The following is a 23,522-nucleotide window of genomic DNA, read 5'->3' as shown; positions in this document are numbered from 1 at the left end:
AAGCTAAGCCTTTCAGCGCCGATGGTACTGCAGGGGGGACCCTGTGGGAGAGTAGGACGCCGCCGAACAAATTTTGAAAAAGCCTCGTCCCGAGTTGAAGTAATTCAACTCGGGACGAGGCTTTTTTGCGTTTAGGGTCAGGGGTATGCGCTATGACCTGGTCATCTTCGACAACGATGGCGTCCTCGTCGACAGCGAGCCCCTGTCGAACACCATCCTGGCCGGCTATCTCACCGAGCTCGGGCACCCCACTTCGTACGAGGAATCGATACGCGACTACATGGGCTCGGCGATGCACCGTATTCACGACATCGTCCTGGAGCGGACCGGGCGGCGGCTGCCGGAGGACTTCGACGAGGTTTTTCACCGGCGGGTCTTCGCGGCTTTTGAGCGGGAGTTGCAGCCGGTGCCGGGAGCGACGGACGTCTTGGAGAAGCTGGCCGCGGACGGCATTCGGTACTGCGTCGGTTCGTCCGGGAGTCATGAGCGGATCCGGGTGGGGCACCGGACGACGGGGCTGGACCGGTGGTTCGCGCCGGAGCGGGTCTTCTCCTCGCAGGACGTGGGGCGGGGGAAGCCGGCGCCGGATCTCTTTCTGCACGCGGCGCGTGAGATGGGTGTGGCGCCCGAGCGGTGTGCGGTGGTCGAGGACAGCCCGCTGGGGGTGCAGGCGGCGGTTGCCGCGGGGATGGACGTCTACGGCTACACGGCGATGACGCCGGCGGCGAAGCTGGCGGAGGCCGGAGCGACCGCGCTGTTCGGCGGGATGGCGGAGCTGCCGGATCTGCTGTGACGCGGCATCACCCGCCGGACATAGGTCGGAATTGATGGTGTGATCCATCTACCCAGCGGTAGCCGGGAGTTCTACGCTGAGCGGCCATGACGGCCCCTCTGGCACCGGGAGCGCAGCTGCGGCACGGCCGGGTTTCGCTCGCCCTCAGCTTCTTCGTCCAGGGTGCGGTCTTCGCCCTCCTCGTGACACGCATACCGGCGATCCAGGACCGGTACGGGATTTCGGACGGGCTGCTGCCGGTGTTCCTGGCGGCGGTGCCGGTGCTGGCCGGCGTCGGCAGCATCGTCATCGAGCAGCTGGTGAAGCGGGTGCGGCCGAGCCGGGTGCTGCGGTGCGTACAGCCGGTGGTGTGTCTGGCGTTGCTGGCCGTCGGGTCGGTCGGGTCGATGACGCAGGTGGCCGTGGCGCTGGCGGCGTTCGGGCTGGCGGTGGGGGCACTGGACGCCTCGATGAACATGCTCGGGGTGAGTCTGCAGCGCGCGTACGGGCGGAGCATCATGCTCGGCTTCCACGCCGCGTACAGCCTCGGCGGCATCGTGGGGGCGTCGCTGGCCTGGGCGGGGGCGCACTGGGGGCTGTCGTTGGGAGTGCTGTACGGGCCCGTGGTGGCGGTGCTGGTGCCGTTGGCGGTGGTCGTGGGCCGATGGTTCGTGGACCAGCGGAACGTGGCCGGGCCCGGGAAGCCGGAGCTCGCGCAGCCGGCGGAGGCCATGCCCGGCGGCCCCGGCACCCCAGGCGCCCCCGCCGCAACCTCCGTATCCCCAGCTCCCGCGGCCTCTGCCGTGCCGGTCACTCCCGTCGCGATGCGGCTGCTGTTGCCGTTGTGTCTGGTGATGGCGTTCGCCTATATAGGCGACTCGACGGTGTCCAACTGGAGCGCCAAGTATCTGCAGGACGTCCTGGGGAGTTCCGAGCAGCTCGCCACGGTGCCGTACAACGTCTACATGGTCACCACGTTGCTCGGGCGGGCGGTGGGGGACCTGGGGGTGCGGCGCTTCGGTGCGGTTCCGGTGGTGCGGTGCGGGACGGTGGTGGCGGCGGGCGGCTTCGCGGTGGTGGCCGCGGCGCCGGGGGCCTGGGCGGGCATGGCGGGGTTCACGCTGCTGGGGCTGGGGCTGTGTGTGATCGTGCCGCAGACGTTCGCGGCGGCCGGGCGGTACGCGTACGACAGTCAGGGCGCCGGGGCTTCGGACATGGCCGTCGCGCGGCTGAACATCTTCAATTACGTGGGCTTTCTGATCGGTTCTCCGTTGGTGGGGGCGCTGGGCGACGCCTGGAGCTATCGGGGGGCGATGCTGGTGCCGATGGCGCTGGTGCTGGTGACGCTCGTGTATGCCCGCTCGTTCGGTGCGCCGCGGGCCGGATACGGTGACAGGCATGAGCGGCCGCGCACAGCTGATGTGGGATGAGGCAGTAACGGGCTACAACTTCGGGCCCGGGCACCCGATGGACCCGGTCAGGCTCGCGCTGACCATGCGTCTGGTCGAGGCGTTCGAGCTGGACCGTGGGCCGTTGGAGGTGGTCGCGGCCAAGCCGGCCGGGGACTCCACGCTGCGGCTGGTGCACCGCCCGGACTACATCGAGGCGGTCCGCCGGGCGTCGGCGGATCCGGCCGCCGCGGACCTCTCGTACGGGCTGGGGACGGCCGACGATCCGGCGTTCGCGGGTATGCACGAGGTGTCCGCGCTGATCGCCGGGCAGTCGGTCGGCGCCGCGGAGGCGGTCTGGCGTGGTGACGCGGTGCACGCCGTGAACTTCGCCGGCGGGCTGCACCACGGGATGCCGGGCGGCGCGTCCGGATTCTGCATCTACAACGACGCGTCGCTGGCGATCGCCCGGCTGCTGGAGCTGGGCGCCGAGCGGATCGCGTACGTCGATGTGGACGTCCACCACGGCGATGGTGTGCAGGCGGCCTTCTGGGACGATCCGCGGGTCCTGACGATCTCGCTGCACGAGCATCCGCGGACGCTGTTCCCGCAGACCGGCTGGCCGGAGGAGACCGGCGGGGAGGGCGCGGCCGGCAGTGCGGTGAACGTGGCGCTGCCCGCCGGGACCGGGGACGAGGGCTGGCTGCGGGCCTTCCACGCCGTGGTGCCGGAGCTGCTGGGCGCGTTCCGCCCGCAGGTGCTGGTGACGCAGCACGGCGCCGACACGCACTTCGAGGACCCGCTGGCGCACCTCGCGGTGAGCCTGGACGCCCAGCGGGCGGTGGCCGAGTCCTGTCACTCGCTGGCGCACGAGCACGCGGACGGGCGGTGGGTCGCGCTCGGAGGCGGCGGCTATGCCGTGGTGGACGTGGTGCCGCGCAGCTGGACGCATCTGACGGCGATCGCGGCCGGGCGGCCGATCGAGCCGACCACCCCGGTGCCGGAGTCCTGGCGGCACGAAGTGTTCCGGCGGACGCGCCAGTTGGCGCCGCAGCGGATGACGGACGGCCGGACGCCGCGGTGGCGGGATTTCCTGGACGGCGGTTACGACCCGGCCGACCGGCTGGACCAGGCGGTGCTGGCCACCCGGCGGGCGGTCTTCCCGGCACACGGTCTGCTGCCGTAGCGGAGGCCGACGGAACGGGCCGGCGGGCGGATGCGCCCGGATGTGTGACTACCCGTCGGTTGGGGCATCGACCGGCCGGCCAACGGGTGAGCATGGGCGGCGTGTTGGCCACCGGGGAGCTGCGGGCGCATTTGGTCGGGGCGCGGCTGGCGGGGACGATCGCGACGACCCGGGAGCAGAGCCTGGGGCGCTACCGGCTCTTCGCGGCGCGCGATCCCCGGGTGCTGCTGGGGCTGGACCCTGAACGGGAGTGGCCGCTCAGTGCACTCCTGCGACTGATGGGACAGAAGTGCGGTGTTTCGGCCGATCCCGCGCACATTTCCGGCCCGGACGTGATCGATCCGGATCGTACGATCGCGGCGCTCGACCGGTTCGCCGACCGGATCGGCGTCGCCGCGGGCCGGGCGGAGCCGGTGCTGCTGGGCACCGGACATCCGCAGGCGTTACTGGAGTTCTACGCCGGCCTCGCAGACGCCCTCTCGGCGGCGGGCTGCCCCGTCCTCACCCCGGCGTATGGCGTCCGTGTCGACATAGCGACCCGGTTCGGCGTACGTACCCGGGCCCTGGGCTACGTACGGGGAGTCGCGATGTTGCGAGAGACCGGCGTGCGGGGCGCGTCCGGGGCGGGGGGCGTACACACCCATTCGCCGCTGCCGGTACGGACCGTTCTGGCGGCCGCCGCGGACGCCGGAGGGCCGCTTCCCGGGCTGGTGATCGGGGACCACGGATGGGCCTGCGGGGCAGGTCAGCTGGGTATTGAGGCGATCGCGCTGGCGGATTCGGACGACCCGGCTCCGTTCGTCGGACAGGCCGAGGGACGGCTCTCGGAGGTGGTGCCGCTCGACGATGCCGTCCCGGCCGCGTCCTACCGGCCGCTCATGCGGTACGTCCTGAAACGTGTCGGTCTGTCATATTAGGCGGCTGTTCGCTGCTCCTCTTCCCCACTCGCATCACCCGCCCCTAATCTGGGGAGTGAGCGCATAGCGACGAAGAGTCACCGGAGGGGAAGCCGGTGACCGTCTTATGCGGAAGGTGCAGGTGTGTTCATGGCTGCTGACCAGAGGCCTCTGAACGAGGTCGTGTTCCTTACGGTGGCGGAAGTCGCCACGGTGATGCGAGTGTCCAAGATGACCGTGTACCGCTTGGTGCACAGCGGTCATCTGCCCGCGATTCGGGTGGGGAGGTCGTTCCGGGTTCCGGAGCAGGCGGTGCACGACTACCTCCGGGAGTCCTACGTGGGGGTGGAATCGGCCTGACGGACACCCTCGCCGACCCTCGGATTACGCCGTTCGCCCGGCGCCGGGTAGGCTGGCCCGATGTAGGTAGTGTGGGCTCGGACGCCCCGCACCGAGTGATTCGAAGTGAGCGAGGGTAGTCGTGGGCTCTGTTATCAAGAAGCGGCGCAAGCGGATGGCCAAGAAGAAGCACCGCAAGCTGCTCAAGCGCACCCGTGTTCAGCGTCGTAACAAGAAGTAAGCGACGCTGATCGCGATTTCGCAGCCCCCCATCGCCTTGGTGCGGTCGGGGGCTGCGGCGCGTTGTGGGCCGTATGGACGGTGGTGGGACGGAAATGTCGTCGTGGGCATCCCGTGGTCATCACTGCGCAACACCGACCCGATAGCGTTGACCGCACAGCTGGGCTACGCGCAGGTCGCGGCGGGAAGGTAGGGCTGATCTTGGGCAAGGTCGTGCTCGTCACGGGAGTCGCACGGCAGCTGGGCGGCAGATTCGTCCGCCGGATCCGGCGCGATCCGGACGTCGAGCGGGTGATCGGGGTCGACGCGGTGGCACCCGAGCACCATCTGGGCGGCGCCGAATTCCTCAGGGCCGACATCCGGCACCCGGCGATCGCCAGGGTCCTGGCCGAAACCCGCGTCGACACCGTGGTCCATATGGACATCAACGGGACGCCGTTGGGCAAGCGCGGCGGCCGCGCCTCGGTGAAGGAAACCAACGTCATCGGGACGATGCAGCTGCTGGGCGCCTGCCAGAAGGCCCCGACCGTCGAGCGCGTGGTCATCAAGTCCAGCACCAGCGTCTACGGCTCCGCGCCCCGCGATCCGGCCGTCTTCACCGAGACCACCACCCCGAAGTCGCTGCCCAGCGGAGGCTTCGCCAAGGACATCGTCGAGGTCGAAGGGTACGTCCGCGGCTTCGCCCGGCGCCGGCCCGACGTGGCCGTCTGCATCCTGCGGTTCGCCAACATCCTCGGGCCGTGCGCGGATTCCCCGCTCGCCGAGTACTTCTCGCTGCCCGTCCTGCCCACCGTCCTCGGTTACGACCCGCGGCTGCAGTTCGTCCATGAGGACGACGCCCTCGACGTGCTGCGGATCGCCGCCGCCGCGCCGCGCCGCGGCACGCTCAACAGCGGCACCTTCAACATCGCCGGCGACGGCGTCCTGCTGCTCTCGCAGACCTCCCGGCGGCTCGGCCGGCCCACCCTGCCGCTCTTCCTGCCGACGGTGACCTGGGCCGGCACCGCGCTGCGGTCCGTCGGCATCACGGACTTCTCGCCGGAACAGATCCGGCTGCTCACGCACGGCAGGGTCGTCGAGACGACGCAGATGCGCGAGACACTGGGGTTCCACCCCAAGTACACGACGGCGGAGGCCTTCGCGGAATTCGCCCGCAGCCGCGGACCCGGGCTACTGCCGCCCGAGGCCCTCGCCCGCACCGTCGACCGGCTCGCCGGCGTGCTCACCGCACGCCGGACCCCGGCCCAGTGAGGAGGTCACCCACCATGGCGGACGCCAAGGTCATTCCCTTCGGCGAGGAGCCCCGGGCGCGCCGGAAGGCCCGGCGGGCCGGGCGCGGCGGGCGCGGTGCCGCGCTGGCGCCCGTACCGGAGGCCCGGACCGAGCACCCGCCGGCGGCACCCCCGCCGCCCCGGCCGCGGTCCCTGGACGAGCGGATCGCGGGCGGACTGGCGTTCCTGCGCCGCCGGATCACCGGCGACTACGAGGTCGACGACTTCGGCTACGACGAGGAGCTGACCGACCAGGTCCTGATGTCGCTGCTGCGGCCCTTCGCCGAGAAGTACTTCCGGGTCGAGGTCAAGGGCATCGAGAACATCCCCGCGGACGGCGGGGCGCTGGTCGTCGCCAACCACTCCGGGACGCTGCCGCTGGACGGCCTGATGCTGCAGGTCGCGGTGCACGACAACCACCCGGCGCAGCGTCACCTGCGGCTGCTGGCGGCCGATTTGGTGTTCGTGCTGCCGGTGATAAACGAGCTGGCGCGCAAGGCGGGGCACACCCTCGCCTGTGCGGAGGACGCCCAGCGGCTGCTGGAGCGCGGCGAGATCGTCGGGGTGATGCCGGAGGGCTTCAAGGGCATCGGCAAGCCCTTCGCGGACCGCTACAAGCTGCAGCGCTTCGGGCGGGGCGGCTTCGTCTCGACGGCGCTGAAGGCCGGGGTGCCGATCGTGCCGTGCTCGATCGTGGGCGCCGAGGAGATCTACCCGATGATCGGGAACGCCAAGACCCTGGCGCGGGTGCTGGGGCTGCCGTACTTCCCGATCACGCCGACGTTCCCGTGGCTGGGCCCGCTGGGCGCGGTGCCGCTGCCGACGAAGTGGACGATCCAGTTCGGCGAGCCGATCGCGACCGACGGCTATCCGCCGGAGGCGGCGGACGACCCGATGCTGATGTTCAACCTCACCGACCAGGTGCGTGAAACGATTCAGCACACCCTCTACAAGCTGCTGGTGCAGCGGCGTTCGGTGTTTTTCTGAGCTTGGGCAAGCTGCTGGTGCGGCGTGGCGTTACTTCGGGAGGTCCTGGCCGTCGATGCCCAGGCCGGGCAGCAGGCCCGGGAGCAGCGGGGGCAGGGTGACGTCGGGATGGCCGCCGGGGTGGCCTCCCGTGCGGTGGCCGGGGTCGTGCGGGGACGGGCTGCCGGCCTTGTCCTGCGGGTCGAGCAGACCGCCCGTGCTGCCGCCGAGCAGACCGTCCTCCTGGGACGGGGAGGCCGACGGGCGGGGGGCGTGCGGGCCCGCGGAGTGGCCCGTGGCGGCGGAGCCGTGGCCGGAGGGGGCCGGGCGGCCGTCGGGGCCGGAACCGGTGCCCGTGGAGGCCGGGGTGTTGCGCGGGTGGCTCTTGCCGTCGGGGGCCTGCGGCAGCAGCGAACGGAGCGGACCGACCTCTTGGTCTATGGCGTCGAAGACCGAGCTGACCTGGTCGCGAACGTCCATGAGCTGCACCGGGAGCTTGTCGCGCAGCTGCGACCACGTGCTGCGGTGGGACCGGGTGAAGGAGTTCAGCGCCTGGATGGGGCCGAGCGAGCCGTCCCGCTCGTACGCCGCGTGCAGCAGGCGGTGCCCTTCGCCCGCGTCGTGCTTCACCCCGGACAGGGCGCGGCGGACCTCACCGAGCGACTCGTGGTCGAGGTCGGAGACCCGGGCCCGCTCCATCAGGCGGCGCGCCTCGAACATGCGCGTGGACGCCTGGTCGAGGTAGAGCCGGCCGCGGTCGGAGTCGTCGTCGGCCATGTCGAGCTTGAGGTCCTCCATGCCCCGCTTGAGGCCGTAGAGGGAGTCACCGGGCAGGGCGTCGGAGCTGGCCGCGGCGACCCCGGTGAAGGCTCCGGCCGCGACGCCGACGGTCAGTCCGCCGGCGGCCAGCCCTTTGGAGAGCCGGGAGCGCGGCCGCAGCCGGCCGATCGATTTGTCGGCGCGGTGCGCGCCCTTGTGTTCGCGCTGCTCGGGCACCCTGGCACCCTCGGACGGAGTGCCTTCGGCGAAGGCGGACTCCATCGCGGCGAGGAGCTGGGCGCGCTGGACAGTCTTGACCTCGGCGGCCATCTCCGGCCGTGGAAGCCTCCCGAGACCGTCGGCGACCGCCAACAGCCGTGCCTCGCCCGGCGCCTGTGCCGGATTGTCGACCTGTTCCTCGGCCGCCGTGCCCTTGAGGACCTGCTCCTCCAGGGTCTGGGCGAAGGCGTTGGCCCGCCGGTGCACCGAGACATTCGCGATCACGGGCGGCACCTCCTCTCATCATCCCGCTCGACTCCCCGGACTGGCTTTGACTATCCAGACGGGCCGGACGGTTGCACACCGATGTCCGCGGCCACTCGATCGAGTGAGAGGCAGCGGGCATGGCGTGACCGCATGGAGCCTGCACTCCGCACAACGAGCGGCGCGGCACTCGGGTTACGCACTCACGATGATCTGACCGACCGGGCACGGCCGATCACCAGGCGTGAGCATGGTGCGGCGCGCGGAGGGGCGGAGAAGCACGGAAGAGGGGGGTGGTCAGCGGGCGTCTTCGGGGAGGAGGCGCGCGAGGGTGCGGACGGCGCGGTACTGGAGGGTCTTGATGGCGCCCTCGTTCTTGCCCATGACGCGGGCGGTCTCGGCGACCGAGAGGCCCTGCAGGAACCGCAGCGTGACGCATTCCTGCTGTTGGGGGTTGAGCTTGCGTACCGCCTCCAGGAGGGCGGCGTTGGAGAGGGACTCGAGGACCGACTCCTCGGGGCTGCGCTCGACCTCGTTGGCGTCGAGCATCTCTCCGGTGGTGACTTCCAGGCGGAAGCGCGAGGACTTGAAGTGGTCGGCGACGAGGTTGCGGGCGATGGTCACCAGCCAGGCGCCGAAATCACGGCCCTGCCAGGTGAAGGTGCCGATGCGGCGCAGGGCGCGCAGGAACGTCTCACTGGTGAGGTCCTCGGCCGTGGCGCGGCCGCCCACGCGGTAGTAGATGTAGCGGTAGACGGTGTCGGCGTACTGGTCGTAGAGGCGGCCGAAGGCCTCGGCCTCGCCGGCCTGGGCGCGTTCGACGAGGTCCATCATGCGACGGCTGTCGCTGTCGGCGGGTCGACGGGCGGTGGTCGTGCCGGCGCCCGCGCGGCGGGTTCTGCCGGCGGCCTTGCCGACCGCAGCGCTCCCGTCGGCCAGGGCGTAGCAGGGTCCGGCGGCGGGGACGGCTGAGGCGAATGCGGGGACGGCGTACGCGGTGGGGACGAAACTGCGCAGGTGGTCGACGAGTGTCGTACGCAGCGTAGCCAGGCCCGAGGCGTCAACCCCGACGTGTGGGTACACGGGACTCCCAGAGGCAGAGCTTCCATCACGTGCAGTGCGGGACCGTTCACTCGTCGTAGGGACGTGTGGGTTCCGGATTGCGTCTGAGGAGAATAACGCTTCGTACAGGCAGCGCTACACCCAGTTGCTCAAATCATCGATTACTTACGGTCCGTGGTGGATTGGTGACGGATCAAGTATCGAATACTGAGCAACTATTGATCGGAAGGGAACGCAATCTGCCTGGTTGGAGGGCGTGTTGTGGTTGTCCCGCGGCAAGGGGACTGACCGGGAGCCCGTGGGGGTAGGGAGTGTGGATGGCCCGCCGCGCCGACGGGCGATCAGCCCTGGTCAGCGGCGGCGGCGCTGGAGCGCGACCGCGGCCGCGGCACCGCCCGCGAGGGCGCCCACTCCGGCCGCCGCGGGGATGCCGATCTTGGCCGCCTTGCGGCCGGTGCGGTAGTCGCGCAGCCGCCATCCGTGTGCCCGGGCGTGCTTGCGCAGTCGGCTGTCCGGGTTGATGGCGTACGGGTGACCGACCAGCGACAGCATCGGGATGTCGTTGGCGGAGTCGCTGTAGGCGGCGCAGTGCGACAGGTCCAGGCCCTCGGCGGCGGCCAGCGCGCGGACCGCCTCGGCCTTGGCCGGGCCGTGCAGCGGCTCGCCGACCAGCTTGCCCGTGTAGATCCCGCCCACGGACTCGGCGACGGTGCCCAGTGCGCCGGTCAGGCCCAGCCGGCGGGCGATGATCGTCGCGGTCTCCACCGGGGCGGCGGTCACCAGCCAGACCTTCTGGCCGGCGTCGAGGTGCGCCTGGGCCAGCGCGCGGGTGCCCGGCCAGACGCGTTCGGCCATGTACTCGTCGTAGATCTCCTCGCCGATGGACATCAGCTCGGAGACGCGGTGGCCCTGGACGATGGACAGCGCGCTGTTGCGGACGTCCGCCATGTGCTCGGGGTTCTCCGAGCCGGCCAGCCGGAAGTAGATCTGCTGCCAGGCGAAACGGGCCAGGTCGCGCTTGTGGAAGAAGTGCCGCTTGTACAGGCCGCGGCCGAAGTGGAACAGCGCGGCACCCTGCATGACGGTGTTGTCGAGGTCGAAGAAGGCGGCGGCCGCGGTGTCCCCGACGACCGGGAACTCCGGTTCGGCCGGGGCCTCCTCGACGGCCTGGGCCTCCTCGACCTCCTGCGAGGTCTTCCGGGCGGCCTCGGCGGCGGCCTCGCCGGCCAGCACGCTGCGGGCGGTGGCGGGGCGTCGGCGGCGGGGGATCCAGCCCAGGTCGAAGAGCGCCCCGGAGGGCATCCAGCCGGATCGGCGAGCGGGCGAGGGGCGGGCGGCCATGGCGCTAGCGTAGCCAGTTTGTTCGGTGCTTCCGGTTACGGGCGCGTGTCCGGTGGGCCGGGAGCCGTCGACGGTCGCATTACGGCCGACTCGCGGGCGGGCCCGGCCGCCCCGGGGGCGGCTCAGGCGCCCAGGGCCGTCCGCAGCCGCTGCGGGTCGACCCGCCAGAAGTCGTGCTGGGCGCCGTCGATCAGGACGACCGGAATCTGCTCCCAGTACTTGCGGTGCAGTTCGGCGTCCTCGGTGATGTCCTTCTTCTCCCAGGACGCTCCGGTCTCGGCGCAGACCTTCTCGATCACCGCTTGGGCGTCGTCGCAGAGGTGGCAGCCGGGCTTGCCGACGAGGGTGACCAGCCGGTCGGCGGGGCGCTTGCGGGGGCTGCGGCTGAACAAGGGGGCCATGGAGCCATTGTGCCGGGTCGGCGGGGAGGCGAGGGGGCGGCGGGACGGGGGCCGGGCGGGCCGGGGTCGCTTACCATCGATGGACGATTTGTAGGTTTCCGGGGGGATAGCGACAAGGAGTGCACGCGCGTGTCCCCGTCGGTGCTGCCGTGTTGTGCGGGTGGCGCGAGTGAACGGTGTGACGTGGGAGTTGGTTCCACGGAGGGCCGGAAAGGGCGCGTGACCCCCATCACTTTGGCCGGACAAAGCGGACACCATCTTTGTGCACGCGTTCACAAAGACATAGCCTGCAGTAGACAGGGCGGTCGGGTTCCATACGGTCGCCCGCAGCCCCGCTCTACCCGCAGGAGCACCGTGGCAACTGGCCGAACTCACCGACCGGCGACCCGAAGCCGAGGCATCCCCGAGGCCACCGTCGCCCGGCTTCCGTTGTATCTGCGCGCACTGACCGCGCTCTCCGAGCGCTCGGTGCCCACGGTCTCGTCCGAGGAACTCGCGGCCGCGGCGGGGGTCAACTCCGCCAAGCTCCGCAAGGACTTCTCCTACCTCGGCTCCTACGGGACCCGCGGCGTGGGCTACGACGTGGAGTACCTCGTCTACCAGATCTCGCGCGAGCTGGGCCTGACCCAGGACTGGCCGGTCGTCATCGTCGGTATCGGTAACCTCGGCGCCGCCCTCGCCAACTACGGCGGCTTCGCCTCCCGCGGGTTCCGCGTCGCCGCGCTGATCGACGCGGACCCGGCCATGGCCGGCAAGCCGGTCGCCGGCATCGCGGTCCAGCACACCGACGAGCTGGAGCACATCATCGAGAGCAACGGCGTCTCGATCGGCGTGATCGCCACGCCGGCCGGCGCCGCCCAGCAGGTCTGCGACCGCCTGGTCGCGGCCGGCGTCACCTCGATCCTCAACTTCGCGCCGACCGTGCTGACCGTCCCCGACGGGGTCGACGTCCGCAAGGTCGACCTGTCGATAGAACTGCAGATCCTCGCCTTCCACGAGCAGCGCAAGGCCGGCGAGGAAACCCCCGAGGGCGGCGCCCCGGCCACCTCCGGCCGTGCCGCCGCCGTCGCGGCCGCGGCCGAAGCCGCCGCCGCGGCCGACCGCAAGGGACCGGACGGGGACGTGCCCGCCGTGATGCCGGCATGAGTCTCCTGGTCGTAGGACTGAGCCACCGCAGTGCGCCGGTGAGCGTGCTGGAGCGGGCCGCGCTCGCCCCGGAGGCGCGCGGCAAGCTGCTGCAGGACGCGGTGTCGGCCGAGCCGGTCACCGAGTCCGCGGTGCTGTCCACCTGCAACCGCATCGAGCTCTACGCCGACGTGGACAAGTTCCACGCCGGTGTCGCCGAGCTGTCCACCCTCCTGGCCCGCCACAGCGGCGTCGACCTGGAGGAGCTGACCCCCTACCTCTACGTCCACTACGAGGACCGCGCCGTCCACCACCTCTTGTCGGTGGCCTGCGGCCTGGACTCGATGGTCGTCGGCGAGGGCCAGATCCTCGGGCAGATCAAGGACGCGCTGGCCGTCGCGCAGGAACAGCACACCGCCGGACGGCTGCTCAACGACCTCTTCCAGCAGGCCCTGCGGGTCGGCAAGCGCGCCCACAGCGAGACCGGCATCGACAAGGCCGGCCAGTCGCTGGTCACCTTCGGCCTGGAGCAGCTCGCGGCCGGCCGGGACGTCGAGGGCTGGGCGCACGGCAAGCGGGCGCTGGTCATCGGCGCCGGCTCGATGTCGTCGCTGGCCGCCACCACCCTCGTCCGCAACGGCATCGGCGAGCTGGCGGTCGCCAACCGCACCGTCGAGCGCGCCGAGCGGCTGGTGGCCATCCTCACCGAGCCCGGCGGGCCCGGCGCGGCCAACAACCTGACCGCCCGCGCGGTGGCGATGTCCGGTGTCGAGGACGAGCTCGCGCTCGCCGACATCGTGGTGTCCTGTACCGGCGCGACCGGCCTGGTCCTCACGGGCGGGACGGTCGCCGCCGCCCGCGCCGGCCGCACCGCGCCGCTGGCGCTGCTCGACCTCGCCATGCCGCGCGACATCGACGCCGCGGTCCACCGCATCGAGGGCGCCCATCTCGTCGACATCGAGTCGCTCGCCGACGCCTCCGCGGACGCCCCGATGGCGGCCGACGTGGACAAGGTGCGCGGCATCGTCTCCGACGAGGTCGCCGCCTTCGGCGCCGCCCAGCGGGCCGCGCACATCACCCCCACCGTGGTCGCCCTGCGCACCATGGCCGCGGACGTCGTCACGAGCGAGATCGCCCGGCTCGACGGCCGCCTCCCCGACCTGGACGACAAGCAGCGCGCCGAGATCACCCAGACCGTGCGCCGCGTCGTCGACAAGCTCCTGCACGCGCCCACCGTGCGGGTCAAGCAGCTCGCCAGCGAACCCGGCGGCGCCGGGTACGCGGACGCGCTGCGCGAACTCTTCGATCTCGACCCCCAGACTGTCGCCGCCGTCAGCCGGGCCGATACCCGCGGCGGCAGTCATGAAGTACGGGAGCGGGCATGAAAGACAGCACCAACAGACCACTGCGGCTGGGCACGCGCCGCAGTGCGCTCGCCATGGCCCAGTCCGGGCAGGTCGCCGAGGCGGTGCGCGAGCTCACCGGCCGCCCCGTCGAGCTGGTGGAGATCACCACGTACGGCGACACCTCCCGCGAGCACCTCGCGCAGATCGGCGGCACCGGCGTCTTCGTCTCCGCGCTGCGCGACGCGCTGCTCGACGGGGACATCGACTTCGCCGTCCACTCGCTCAAGGACCTGCCCACCACGCAGCCCGAGTCGCTCGTCCTGGCCGCGATCCCCGTACGGGAAGACCCCCGTGACGCGCTGATCGCCCGGGACCGGCTCACCTTCGAGGAGCTCACCGCCGACCCGGACCGCGTCGCCCGCATCGGCACCGGCTCCCCCCGGCGGATGGCGCAGCTCAACGCGTGGGCCCGCGCGCTGGGCCGGCACATCGAGACGGTGCCGATACGCGGGAACATCGACACCCGCATCGGTTTCGTCGAGAAGGGCGAACTGGACGCGGTCGTGCTGGCCGCGGCCGGCCTCACCCGCATCGGCCGGATCGACGAGGCGGCGCAGCTGCTGTCGCCCGACGTGGTTCTGCCCGCCCCCGGCCAGGGGGCACTGGCGATCGAGTGCAGGGCCGGGCACACCGCCCAGGACGCTGCCCTCGTCGCCACGCTCGCCGAGCTCGACGACCCGGACACCCGGGCCGCCGTGACCGCCGAGCGTTCCCTGCTCGCCGCCCTGGAGGCCGGCTGTTCCGCACCCGTCGGGGCGCTGGCCGACCTTTCCCCGAGCTCTCGACTTCGGTCGAGCAGGGGAGGCTCCCAGGCTGACGAGCAGGCTGTCACCGAATTGCACCTGCGTGGTGTCGTCGGCACGACCGACGGCAGCACGCTCGTGCAACTGTCCACCACCGGGCACGTACCCGCCTCTCCCGACGTGACGTCGGTTCCGCAGCAGCTGGGCCGCGAACTCGCCGCCGAGATGCTCGCCAAGGGTGCGGCCGGTCTTATGGGGGAGCGAGCACTTTGAACCCCACCGCCCCGAACCACTCCACCTCCGGTCAGGTCACCTTCCTGGGTGCCGGGCCGGGTGACCCGGGTCTGCTGACGTTGCGTGCCGTGGAGGCGCTGGCCTCCGCGGACGTACTGATCGCCGACCCGCAGGTGCTCGACGTCGTGCGTGTGCATACCCGCGCGCAGGTGGACACACCACTGCAGGCGTCAGCTGACGAGGCGTCAATCCCCGCCGACATCCCCACCCTTAGGGACGCCGCCAATCTTGTCATGGCGGCCGCCCGGGCGGGCAAGCGGGTCGTCCGGGCGGTCACCGGCGACCCCGGTCTGGACGGGAACGTCGCCGAGGAGATGCTGGCCTGCGCCGCCGAGGGCGTCGTCTTCGAGGTGGTGCCCGGCATCGCCGCGGCCGTCGGCGTGCCCGCCTACGCCGGTGTGCCGCTGCGCGACGCCGAGGGCACCGACGTGCGCTTCGTCGACGCCCGCAGCGCCGATGACCGCTGCTGGTCGGAGCTGGGCACCAGCGACGCCACCGCGGTCGTCTCCACCACCCTCGACGCGGTGGCCGCGGCCGCCGGCGAGCTGGTCACCGCGGGCCGCAAGCCCGACACCCCGATGACCGTCACCGTCGCCGGCACCACCACCCGCCAGCGCACCTGGACCGCCACCCTCGGGTCGGTCGCCCAGGTGCTCAAGGCCGCCAAGGTGCTGCCGTCGCCGGACGGCGGCCAGCCGGTCATAGCCGTGGTCGGTGAGCGCAGTGCCGCCGCGCAGCGCGACCAGCTCTCGTGGTTCGAGTCCAAGCCGCTGTTCGGCTGGCGGGTGCTCGTACCGCGGACGAAGGAGCAGGCCGCGTCGCTCTCCGACCAGCTCGTCTCGTACGGCGCGGTGCCGCACGAGGTCCCGACCATCGCCGTCGAACCGCCGCGCACCCCGCAGCAGATGGAGCGCGCGGTCAAGGGCCTGGTCACCGGCCGCTACGAGTGGATCGCCTTCACGTCGGTCAACGCCGTCAAGGCGGTCCGTGAGAAGTTCGAGGAGTACGGGCTCGACGCCCGGGCCTTCGCGGGCATCAAGGTCGCCGCGGTGGGCGAGCAGACCGCCAAGGCGCTGGTCGCCTTCGGCGTGAAGCCCGACCTGGTCCCGTCGGGCGAGCAGTCCGCCGCCGGTCTGCTGGAGGACTGGCCGCCGTACGACCCCGTCTTCGACCCGATCGACCGGGTCTTCCTGCCGCGGGCCGACATCGCCACCGAGACCCTGGTGGCCGGCCTGATCGAGCTGGGCTGGGAGGTCGACGACGTCACCGCCTACCGGACCGTGCGGGCCTCGCCGCCGCCGGCCGAGACCCGCGAGGCGATCAAGGGCGGCGGCTTCGACGCCGTGCTCTTCACCTCCTCGTCGACCGTGCGGAACCTCGTCGGCATCGCCGGCAAGCCGCACAACGTGACCGTGATCGCCTGCATCGGCCCGGCCACCGCCAAGACGGCCGAGGAGCACGGGCTGCGCGTCGACGTGATGTCGCCGGAGCCGTCCGTGCACAAGCTGGCCGAGGCGCTCGCGGACTTCGGCGCGGCGCGCCGGGACGCCGCGATCGAGGCCGGCGACCCGGTCACCCGCCCCAGCGAGCGCCGGCCGGGCTCCCGCCGCCGGGCCCGCAGCTGACGGCGGTACGTCCGCGCTACGGCAGCGGATGAGCAGCGGTCCGACAGCGTTTCGCGCCCCGCGCCCGGTGATCCGGGCGCGGGGCGCGGCGCGTTGGGGCCCGCGGGGGGCGCCGCGGCCGCCGGGCGGCTGCCGACGATGCGTCGGCAAAGGCGGGTGCGGGTCGGGCGTAGCGTGGTGGGCATGACGAAGTACGGAAGCTTCCCCGGTGCGCGGCCGCGGCGGCTGCGCACCACCCCGGCGATGCGCCGGATGGTCGCCGAGTACCGGCTGCATCCGGCCGACTTGATCCTCCCGGCGTTCGTCCGGGAGGGCATCGGCGAGCCGGTGCCGATCTCCGCGATGCCGGGAGTCGTCCAGCACACCCGCGACACCCTCCGCAAGGCCGCCGTCGAGGCGGTGGAGGCGGGGGTCGCCGGGATCATGCTGTTCGGCGTGCCGCTGGACGAGAAGAAGGACGCCGCGGGCACCGCCGGCACCGACCCCGACGGCATCCTGCAGGTCGCCATCCGGGACGTCCGTGCCGAGGTCGGCGACGACCTGGTGATCATGTCGGACCTGTGCCTGGACGAGTACACCGACCACGGCCACTGCGGTGTCCTGGACGCCGCCGGGCGGGTCGACAACGACGCGACGCTGGAGCGCTACGCGGAGATGGCGCAGGTCCAGGCCGACGCGGGCGTCCACGTCGTGGGCCCCAGCGGCATGATGGACGGGCAGGTCGGCGTGGTCCGGGACGCCCTGGACCAGACCGGCCACGAGGACGTGTCGATCCTCGCCTACACGGCGAAGTACTCCTCGGCGTTCTACGGCCCGTTCCGCGAGGCGGTGGGCTCGTCGCTGAAGGGCGACCGCAAGACGTACCAGCAGGACCCGGCGAACCTCCGTGAGTCGCTGCGCGAGCTGGCGCTCGACCTGGACGAGGGCGCCGACATGGTCATGGTCAAGCCGGCGCTGCCCTACCTGGACGTACTGGCGAAGATCGCCGACGCGGTGGACGTGCCGGTGGCCGCGTACCAGATCTCCGGCGAGTACGCGATGGTCGAGGCGGCCGCCGAGAAGGGCTGGATCGACCGCGACAAGGCGATCCTGGAGACCCTGACGGGCATCAAGCGGGCCGGCGCGAACATGATCCTCACGTACTGGGCGACGGAGGCCGCGCGGGGCCTGTGAGGTGCCCGGCGCCTCCCCTTCCTGAGAACGAGCTCCCGCCCCGGGTTCCGGTGCGGGAGCTTTGTCTTGCTTGTCAGGTTTTGACTGCCGTAGGCGGGGCACGGACTCGATGTTGACGAAGACCGCGACTGAGCGAGGAGCGGGTCACCGTGACTGCCAAGGACACCATGCGGGCCAAGGGCGCCCAGGTCATCGGCACCATGAAGGAGGTCGTCGGCAAGGCGACCCACAACCGCAAGCTGCAGGCCGAAGGCAAGGCCGAGAAGACGGCCGGGCACGGGCTGGACGCGAAGGAGAAGGCGACGCATCGGCTGCGTAGGCATTGACCGCCCACGTACCCGACTGTCCCGCCGTCGGGGTTGCTCGCCGTTGCGCTTTGCGGCGCCTCGTACGTAGCTGTCTGTCCCGCCGCGGTGGTTGCTCGCCGTTGCGCCTGCGGCGGGCTGGGTTTGTGGTGGGTGCGGTGACGGGCCTGCGGGGCCGGTGTTGGGGACTGCTGTCGCTTTACGTCCCCAACACCGGCCCCTCCGGCCCGTCCCCTCCCGTTGGGGGGAAGGAAAAGGCCGGTGGGGGTGCATGTGATGCCTACGCACGTGCGGGTAACGGATGAGGCCTGCCGCCAGGCGTAACGGCGGGCAACAACCGCGGCGCTGCAGCCGAGTACGTGGGCGAGGCCCCTACAGGCGCTCGGGGGTGCGGATGCCCAGCAGGGCCATGCCCTGGTGGAGGGTGCGGGCCGTCAGGTCGCAGAGGAAGAGGCGGTTGGCCACCTGGTCGGGGCCGGACTCGGCCTTCAGGACCGGGCACTGGTCGTAGAAGGTGGTGAAGAGGGAGGCGAGGCCGTAGAGGTACGCGGCGACCTTGTGCGGCTCGTACGACGCGGCGGCCTCGATGACGGTCTCGCCGAACTGGTCGAGGTGCAGGCCCAGCGCCCGCTCCGCGGGTGCCAGCGCCAGCTCCGGGTGCGCCTCGGGACGCGCGTCGCCGGCCTTGCGGAAGATCGAGCGGATCCGGGCGTAGGCGTACTGGAGGTAGACGGACGTGTCGCCGTTGAGCGACACCATCTGGTCCAGGTCGAACTTGTAGTCCCGGCTCGGCGACGTCGACAGGTCCGCGTACTTCACCGCGCCGATGCCCACCTGCACACCGTTCTCGGTGATCTCCTGCTCGGTCAGGCCGATCGGCTCGCCCTTCTCCCGCACCACCGCCGTCGCCCGCTCGGTCGCCTCGTCGAGGAGGTCCTCCAGGCGGACCGTCTCGCCCGCGCGGGTCTTGAACGGCTTGCCGTCCGCGCCCAGCACCGTGCCGTAGCCCATGTTGTGCGCGGTGACGCCGTCGTTCAGCCAGCCCGCCCGGCGGGCCGTCTCGAAGACCATCCGGAAGTGGAGGGACTGGCGGACGTCGACGACGTACAGGAGCGTCGTCGCCTTCAGGTCGAAGACGCGGTTGCGGATCGCGGAGAGGTCGGAGGCCGCGTAGCCGAAGCCGCCGTCCGCCTTCTGCACGATCAGCGGCACCGGCTGGTCGTCCTTGCCGCGGATCTCGTCGAAGAAGACGACGAGCGCACCCTCGGAACGGACCGCGACACCGGACTCCTCAAGGAGCCGTGCGGTCTCGGCCATCATGTCGTTGTACGCGGACTCGCCGACGATCTCGTCGTCGCGGATCTCCATGTCCAGCTTCTCGAAGACCGAGTAGAAGTAGACCTTCGACTCGTCCACGAACCGCTGCCACAGGGCGAGGGTCTCCTTGTCACCGGACTGGAGGGCGACGACCCGCTTTCGGGCCCGCTCCTTGAACTCCTCGTCGGAGTCGAAGACCGCGCGCGAGGCCTTGTAGACCCGGTTGAGGTTGCTCATCGCCTGCTCGCCGTCGACGTCGGCCGCCGGGGCCAGCTCGCCGGGGTTCTCGATCAGGTACTGGATGAGCATGCCGAACTGGGTGCCCCAGTCGCCGATGTGGTGCCGGCCGATCGTCCGCTCGCCGGTGAAGTCCAGCATGTGGCGCAGCGCGTCGCCGATGACCGCCGAGCGCAGGTGCCCGACGTGCATCTCTTTCGCCACGTTCGGCTGGGCGTAGTCGATGACGGTGAGGCCCGGGTTGTCCTTCAGGGGCACGCCGAGCCGGTCGCCGTCGGCGGCGCGGGCGGCGAGCGTCTCGGTGATCGCCTTGTCGGCGATCGTGATGTTCAAGAAGCCCGGTCCGGAGACCTCGACGTCCTGGAGGAGCTCGCTGTCGCCGATCGCGTCGACGACCTTGGTGGCCAGCTCCCGGGGGTTGCCCTTCAGCTTCTTCGCCAGGGCCAGCAGGCCGTTGGCCTGGAAATCGGCCCGGTCACTACGTCGCAGCAGCGGGTCCGCGGCGCCGGCCTCCGGCAGGGCTGCCGAGAGGGCGTCCGCGAGGCGCTGGTGGACCGAAGCTGCGAGGGAAGGGACCGAGGCCATGAAGCTGCGCTCTCTTCTAGACGAAGGTGTCTTTGAAGGGGAAAGGGTTTGCCACTGAGTATCCCACGGCGTTACCACTGAATTTCCGGACGGCGGGCGTCTGGGACAATGGCACCGTCAGGCTTTGTGCGTCGCGCGCGCAAGACGGCGCAGTCGAGGAAGCACCAGGAAGAGGAAGGGCCGATCGTGGCTCAGCAGAGCACCGAGACCGACTGGGTCTCCAGGTTCGCGGACGAGGTCATTGCCGAGGCGGAGCGCCGCGCCGCCGGCAAAGTGGCATCAGGTGCCTCCGCACCGGTGATCGTCTGCGCCTCGGGCCTGAGCCCCTCCGGCCCGATCCACCTCGGCAACCTCCGCGAGGTCATGACCCCGCACCTGGTCGCCGACGAGATCCGCCGTCGTGGCCACGAGGTCCGGCACCTCATCTCCTGGGACGACTACGACCGGTACCGCAAGGTCCCGGAGGGTGTCGAGGGCGTCGACAAGTCCTGGGCCGAGCACATCGGCAAGCCGCTGACCTCGGTTCCGGCGCCGGCCGGCTCGGCGTACCCGAACTGGGCGGAGCACTTCAAGGCCGCCATGACCGAGGCACTGGCCGAGCTGGGCGTCGAGTACGACGGCATCAGCCAGACCGAGCAGTACACCTCCGGCGTGTACCGCGACCAGGTCCTGCACGCGATGAAGCACCGCGCGGACATCGACGCGATCCTCGCCCAGTACCGCACCAAGAAGGCCCCCGCGAAGAAGTCCCAGAAGCCCGTCGACGAGGCGGAGCTGGAGGCGGCCGAGGGGTCCGGCGCGGCCAGCGAGGACGACGGCAGCGGCGGTTCGGCGGGCTACTTCCCGTACAAGCCGTACTGCGGCCAGTGCGAGAAGGACCTCACCACCGTCACCTCGTACGGCGACGAGACCACCGAGCTGACCTACACCTGCACCGCCTGCGGCTTCGGGGAAACGGTCCGGCTGAGCGAGTTCCACCGCGGCAAGCTGGTCTGGAAGGTCGACTGGCCGATGCGCTGGGCGTACGAGGGCGTGATCTTCGAGCCGTCCGGTGTCGACCACTCCTCGCCCGGTTCGTCCTTCGTCGTCGGCGGGCAGATCGTCCGGGAGATCTTCGACGGCGCGCAGCCGATCGGCCCGATGTACGCCTTCGTCGGCATCAGCGGCATGGCCAAGATGTCCTCGTCGCGCGGCGGCGTGCCGACCCCGGGTGACGCGCTGCAGATCATGGAGGCGCCGCTGCTGCGCTGGCTGTACGCCCGCCGCAAGCCCAACCAGTCCTTCAAGATCGCCTTCGACCAGGAGATCCAGCGGCTCTACGACGAGTGGGACAAGCTGGAGGGCAAGGTCGCCGACGGCACCGCGCTGCCCGCCGACGCGGCCGCCCACTCCCGCGCGGTCCGCACCGCCGCGGGCGAGCTGCCCCGCACGCCCCGCCCGCTGCCGTACCGCACCCTCGCCTCCGTCGCGGACATCACCGCCGGCCACGACGAGCAGACCCTGCGGATCCTCGGTGAGCTGGACCCGGCCAACCCCGTCACGTCCCTGGACGAGACCCGGCCCCGGCTCGACAAGGCCGAGCACTGGATCAACACCCAGGTCCCGGCCGACCAGCGCACCATCGTCCGCGAGGAGCCGGACGCCGAGCTGCTGGCCTCGCTGGACGGCCAGGCCCGCGAATCGCTGCGGCTGCTGCTCGACGGCCTGGACGAGCACTGGTCGCTGGACGGCCTGACCACGCTCGTCTACGGCGTGCCGAAGGTCCAGGCGGGCCTGGCCCCGGACGCCAAGCCGACGCCCGAGCTGAAGGTCGCCCAGCGTGCCTTCTTCGCGCTGCTCTACCACCTGCTGGTCGGCCGGGACACCGGGCCGCGGCTGCCCACGCTGCTGCTGGCGGTCGGCGCCGACCGGGTGCGCAAGCTGCTCGGCGGCTGACGGCGCCGCCTGGTCGTAGACGCCGCGCCGGCTCTGCGACTCAAGGGTGAGAACGGGTTCGGCCCCGGGGAGGAGGATCCCCGGGGCCGAACCCGTCACGCTGGGAGCCATGAGGGGGATCATCGGCTTCATCGCCATGCTGCAAGGAGCGCTCGGCTTCATCGGCAAGACGTTCTTCGACGGTGCCTGGGGGCTGCTGGCCCACTGGTTCGACCTGCCGTCGGTTGCCTACCTCGGCCTGTTCCTGGCCGGCGCGGCGCTGGCCGTATGGGGCGACACGGACAAGAAGCGGAAGGCGGAGCGGGTGTAGGGCCGGGCGGGCTGCCTCCCCGGTCCACGCGTCCACGGGAGGTGCTCGCCCCCCGGCGCGTTACGCGATGTGCTCGTCCATGAGCTCGGCGTTGAGGCGGTCGGTGAACTGGTCCATGTAGCGGTTCAGTTCGCGCGACCGCAGACGGATCCCGTACTGCGCCTCCATGTTGGCCGCGAACGCGCCCGGCGTCGGCATGCCCTCGCCTTCGATCGAGCGCCGGAACACCTGGTAGACGTCCTCGTCGTGGGGAACCGCGGCCGGAACCTCGGCGGGCTGCGGGTCGGCCTCCGCGACGCCCTTGCCGAGCGGACGCGTTCCGCCTGCCCCGTTCGGCACCGGGACCTGCGGCGCCGGCTCGGGCTCCGCCGCGCGCGGCGCCGGCAGCGGGACCTGCTCGCCCGTCGTCACCTGCGGCTGCTCGTCGTACGGGGGCTGGGGCTCCGGGTCCGGGATGTACGTCGGGTCGTAGTCCCCCTGGTACGCCGCCTGCGGCGACGCCGCGAACCACTGGTTGGGCAGCTGCTCGTCGGGCAGCGGCTCGGTGGGCAGCTGCCCGGCCGGCTCCTGGGCCCGCGGCGCCAGAGCGGGCTTCACCGACTGCTGCGGCGCCGGCAGCAACTGCGGCTCGATGCCCGCCGCGGCGAGCCCCGCGGGAGCGGTCTCCGCCAGCGGCACCCCGTACCGCGCGAGCCGCAGCGGCATCAGGGACTCCACCGGAGCCTTGCGGCGCCAGGCACGCCCGAAGCGCGAACGCAGGCGCGCCTGGTACACCAGCCGTTCCTGCTCCAGCTTGATCACCGCGTCGTACGACCGCAGTTCCCACAGCTTCATCCGCCGCCACAACAGGAACGTCGGGATCGGCGACAACAGCCACCGCGTGATGCGCACACCCTCCATGTGCTTGTCCGCCGTGATGTCGGCGATGCGGCCGATCGCGTGCCGGGCGGCCTCGACGGCGACCACGAACAGGACCGGGATCACCGCGTGCATGCCCACGCCCAGCGGGTCGGGCCAGGCCGCCGCGCCGTTGAAGGCGATCGTCGCCGCCGTCAGCAGCCAGGCGGTCTGCCGCAGCAGCGGGAACGGGATGCGGATCCAGGTGAGGAGGAGGTCCAGGGAGAGCAGGACACAGATCCCGGCGTCGATGCCGATCGGGAACACGTAGGAGAAGTTCCCGAAGCCCTTCTTGATGGCCAACTCACGGACCGCCGAGTAGGAGCCCGTGAAGCCGATGCCTGCGATCACTGCCGCACCGGCGATGACCACACCGATGAGGATGCGGTGGGTACGAGTCAACTGCGCCGTCTTCGTCGCGGACACCCGCGGTCCCTCCCCGGCTCGGCGAAATGGCGCGCCTAGC

The 23,522-nt window shown here is 71.3% G+C and carries 22 protein-coding genes; 16 read left to right on the top strand and 6 right to left on the bottom strand.

The window, feature by feature from the left end; translation table 11 throughout:
* The first annotated feature begins 145 nt into the window (after positions 1-145).
* The 8 genes from IG62_RS0118935 to IG62_RS0118905 all read left to right on the top strand — a co-directional run bounded on the left by IG62_RS0118935 (position 146) and on the right by IG62_RS0118905 (position 7,079).
* Entirely contained in the window at positions 146-793 is a 648-nt protein-coding gene (locus IG62_RS0118935) for an HAD family hydrolase (protein ID WP_030804039.1), read from the top strand.
* Positions 794-879: 86 nt separating this feature from the next.
* Complete coding sequence (locus tag IG62_RS0118930; protein ID WP_030804036.1) at positions 880-2,202, top strand: MFS transporter; 1,323 nt, start codon at positions 880-882, stop codon at positions 2,200-2,202.
* Entirely contained in the window at positions 2,171-3,346 is a 1,176-nt protein-coding gene (locus IG62_RS0118925; RefSeq protein WP_030804033.1) for an acetoin utilization protein AcuC, read from the top strand. The genes IG62_RS0118930 and IG62_RS0118925 overlap by 32 nt, the downstream gene beginning before the upstream one ends.
* A 101-nt stretch (positions 3,347-3,447) precedes the next feature.
* Positions 3,448-4,263 carry a phosphatase gene (locus tag IG62_RS0118920; RefSeq protein WP_030804028.1) on the top strand — a complete coding sequence of 272 codons (816 nt, stop codon included), beginning with the start codon at positions 3,448-3,450 and terminating at the stop codon, positions 4,261-4,263.
* Between the two features lie 129 nt (positions 4,264-4,392).
* Positions 4,393-4,602, top strand: coding sequence for a helix-turn-helix domain-containing protein (locus IG62_RS0118915; RefSeq protein ID WP_014144137.1), 210 nt, complete (start codon positions 4,393-4,395; stop codon positions 4,600-4,602).
* A 121-nt stretch (positions 4,603-4,723) separates the two neighbouring features.
* Complete coding sequence (locus IG62_RS44840; protein ID WP_003948845.1) at positions 4,724-4,822, top strand: 30S ribosomal protein bS22; 99 nt, start codon at positions 4,724-4,726, stop codon at positions 4,820-4,822.
* A 200-nt stretch (positions 4,823-5,022) separates the two neighbouring features.
* Positions 5,023-6,072 (top strand): NAD-dependent epimerase/dehydratase family protein, encoded by a 1,050-nt coding sequence (locus IG62_RS0118910; RefSeq protein WP_030804023.1) that lies wholly within the window; start codon positions 5,023-5,025, stop codon positions 6,070-6,072.
* A gap of 14 nt (positions 6,073-6,086) precedes the next feature.
* Positions 6,087-7,079, top strand: coding sequence for a lysophospholipid acyltransferase family protein (locus IG62_RS0118905; RefSeq protein WP_030804019.1), 993 nt, complete (start codon positions 6,087-6,089; stop codon positions 7,077-7,079).
* A gap of 30 nt (positions 7,080-7,109) precedes the next feature.
* Here IG62_RS0118905 and IG62_RS0118900 read toward each other — a convergent pair whose 3' ends face one another.
* The 4 genes from IG62_RS0118900 to IG62_RS0118885 form a co-directional block, all read right to left on the bottom strand.
* Positions 7,110-8,321 (bottom strand): DUF5667 domain-containing protein, encoded by a 1,212-nt coding sequence (locus IG62_RS0118900; RefSeq protein ID WP_030804015.1) that lies wholly within the window; start codon positions 8,319-8,321, stop codon positions 7,110-7,112.
* 276 nt (positions 8,322-8,597) lie between these two features.
* Positions 8,598-9,383, bottom strand: a complete 786-nt coding sequence (locus IG62_RS0118895) for an ECF subfamily RNA polymerase sigma factor, BldN family (protein WP_030416665.1) — start codon at positions 9,381-9,383, stop codon at positions 8,598-8,600.
* Positions 9,384-9,713: 330 nt separating this feature from the next.
* On the bottom strand, positions 9,714-10,664 hold the full coding sequence (locus IG62_RS0118890; RefSeq protein WP_030416664.1) for an HAD family hydrolase: 951 nt from the start codon (positions 10,662-10,664) through the stop codon (positions 9,714-9,716).
* A gap of 161 nt (positions 10,665-10,825) precedes the next feature.
* Positions 10,826-11,104, bottom strand: coding sequence for a glutaredoxin family protein (locus IG62_RS0118885; RefSeq protein ID WP_030804011.1), 279 nt, complete (start codon positions 11,102-11,104; stop codon positions 10,826-10,828).
* 354 nt (positions 11,105-11,458) lie between these two features.
* On the opposite strand from IG62_RS0118885, the gene IG62_RS0118880 reads away from it, so the two are divergent.
* The 6 genes from IG62_RS0118880 to IG62_RS44835 all read left to right on the top strand — a co-directional run bounded on the left by IG62_RS0118880 (position 11,459) and on the right by IG62_RS44835 (position 17,796).
* A complete protein-coding gene (locus tag IG62_RS0118880) occupies positions 11,459-12,250 on the top strand; it encodes a redox-sensing transcriptional repressor Rex (protein ID WP_030416662.1) in 792 nt (263 codons plus the stop codon).
* Positions 12,247-13,614, top strand: a complete 1,368-nt coding sequence (locus tag IG62_RS0118875) for a glutamyl-tRNA reductase (protein WP_030804006.1) — start codon at positions 12,247-12,249, stop codon at positions 13,612-13,614. Before IG62_RS0118880 ends, IG62_RS0118875 begins: the two co-directional genes overlap by 4 nt.
* Complete coding sequence (gene hemC / locus IG62_RS0118870; protein ID WP_030804004.1) at positions 13,611-14,651, top strand: hydroxymethylbilane synthase; 1,041 nt, start codon at positions 13,611-13,613, stop codon at positions 14,649-14,651. Before IG62_RS0118875 ends, hemC begins: the two co-directional genes overlap by 4 nt.
* Positions 14,648-16,297: a uroporphyrinogen-III synthase gene (locus IG62_RS0118865; protein WP_030804001.1), complete on the top strand. Its 1,650-nt coding sequence runs from the start codon at positions 14,648-14,650 to the stop codon at positions 16,295-16,297. Before hemC ends, IG62_RS0118865 begins: the two co-directional genes overlap by 4 nt.
* A gap of 183 nt (positions 16,298-16,480) precedes the next feature.
* Complete coding sequence (gene hemB, locus IG62_RS0118860; RefSeq protein ID WP_030803996.1) at positions 16,481-17,470, top strand: porphobilinogen synthase; 990 nt, start codon at positions 16,481-16,483, stop codon at positions 17,468-17,470.
* A 149-nt stretch (positions 17,471-17,619) separates the two neighbouring features.
* Positions 17,620-17,796, top strand: coding sequence for a CsbD family protein (locus IG62_RS44835; RefSeq protein WP_078872079.1), 177 nt, complete (start codon positions 17,620-17,622; stop codon positions 17,794-17,796).
* A gap of 351 nt (positions 17,797-18,147) precedes the next feature.
* Here IG62_RS44835 and argS read toward each other — a convergent pair whose 3' ends face one another.
* The gene (gene argS, locus IG62_RS0118850; protein ID WP_030803993.1) at positions 18,148-19,914 is read right to left on the bottom strand and encodes an arginine--tRNA ligase; all 1,767 of its coding nucleotides are present in this window, start codon (positions 19,912-19,914) and stop codon (positions 18,148-18,150) included.
* 186 nt (positions 19,915-20,100) lie between these two features.
* Between argS and lysS the strand changes: the two genes are divergently transcribed.
* Entirely contained in the window at positions 20,101-21,849 is a 1,749-nt protein-coding gene (gene lysS, locus IG62_RS0118845) for a lysine--tRNA ligase (RefSeq protein WP_030803990.1), read from the top strand.
* 109 nt (positions 21,850-21,958) lie between these two features.
* On the top strand, positions 21,959-22,159 hold the full coding sequence (locus IG62_RS0118840; RefSeq protein WP_030416812.1) for a hypothetical protein: 201 nt from the start codon (positions 21,959-21,961) through the stop codon (positions 22,157-22,159).
* 60 nt (positions 22,160-22,219) lie between these two features.
* Here the strand turns inward: IG62_RS0118840 and IG62_RS0118835 are convergent, their stop codons facing one another.
* Positions 22,220-23,482: a DUF2637 domain-containing protein gene (locus IG62_RS0118835; RefSeq protein WP_234326609.1), complete on the bottom strand. Its 1,263-nt coding sequence runs from the start codon at positions 23,480-23,482 to the stop codon at positions 22,220-22,222.
* Between the last annotated feature and the right edge of the window lie 40 nt (positions 23,483-23,522).

Source organism: Streptomyces sp. NRRL S-337, from assembly GCF_000720175.1.
Taxonomy (GTDB): Bacteria; Actinomycetota; Actinomycetes; order Streptomycetales; family Streptomycetaceae; genus Streptomyces; species Streptomyces siderophoricus.
This window is presented reverse-complemented; position numbering and strand designations above follow the sequence as displayed.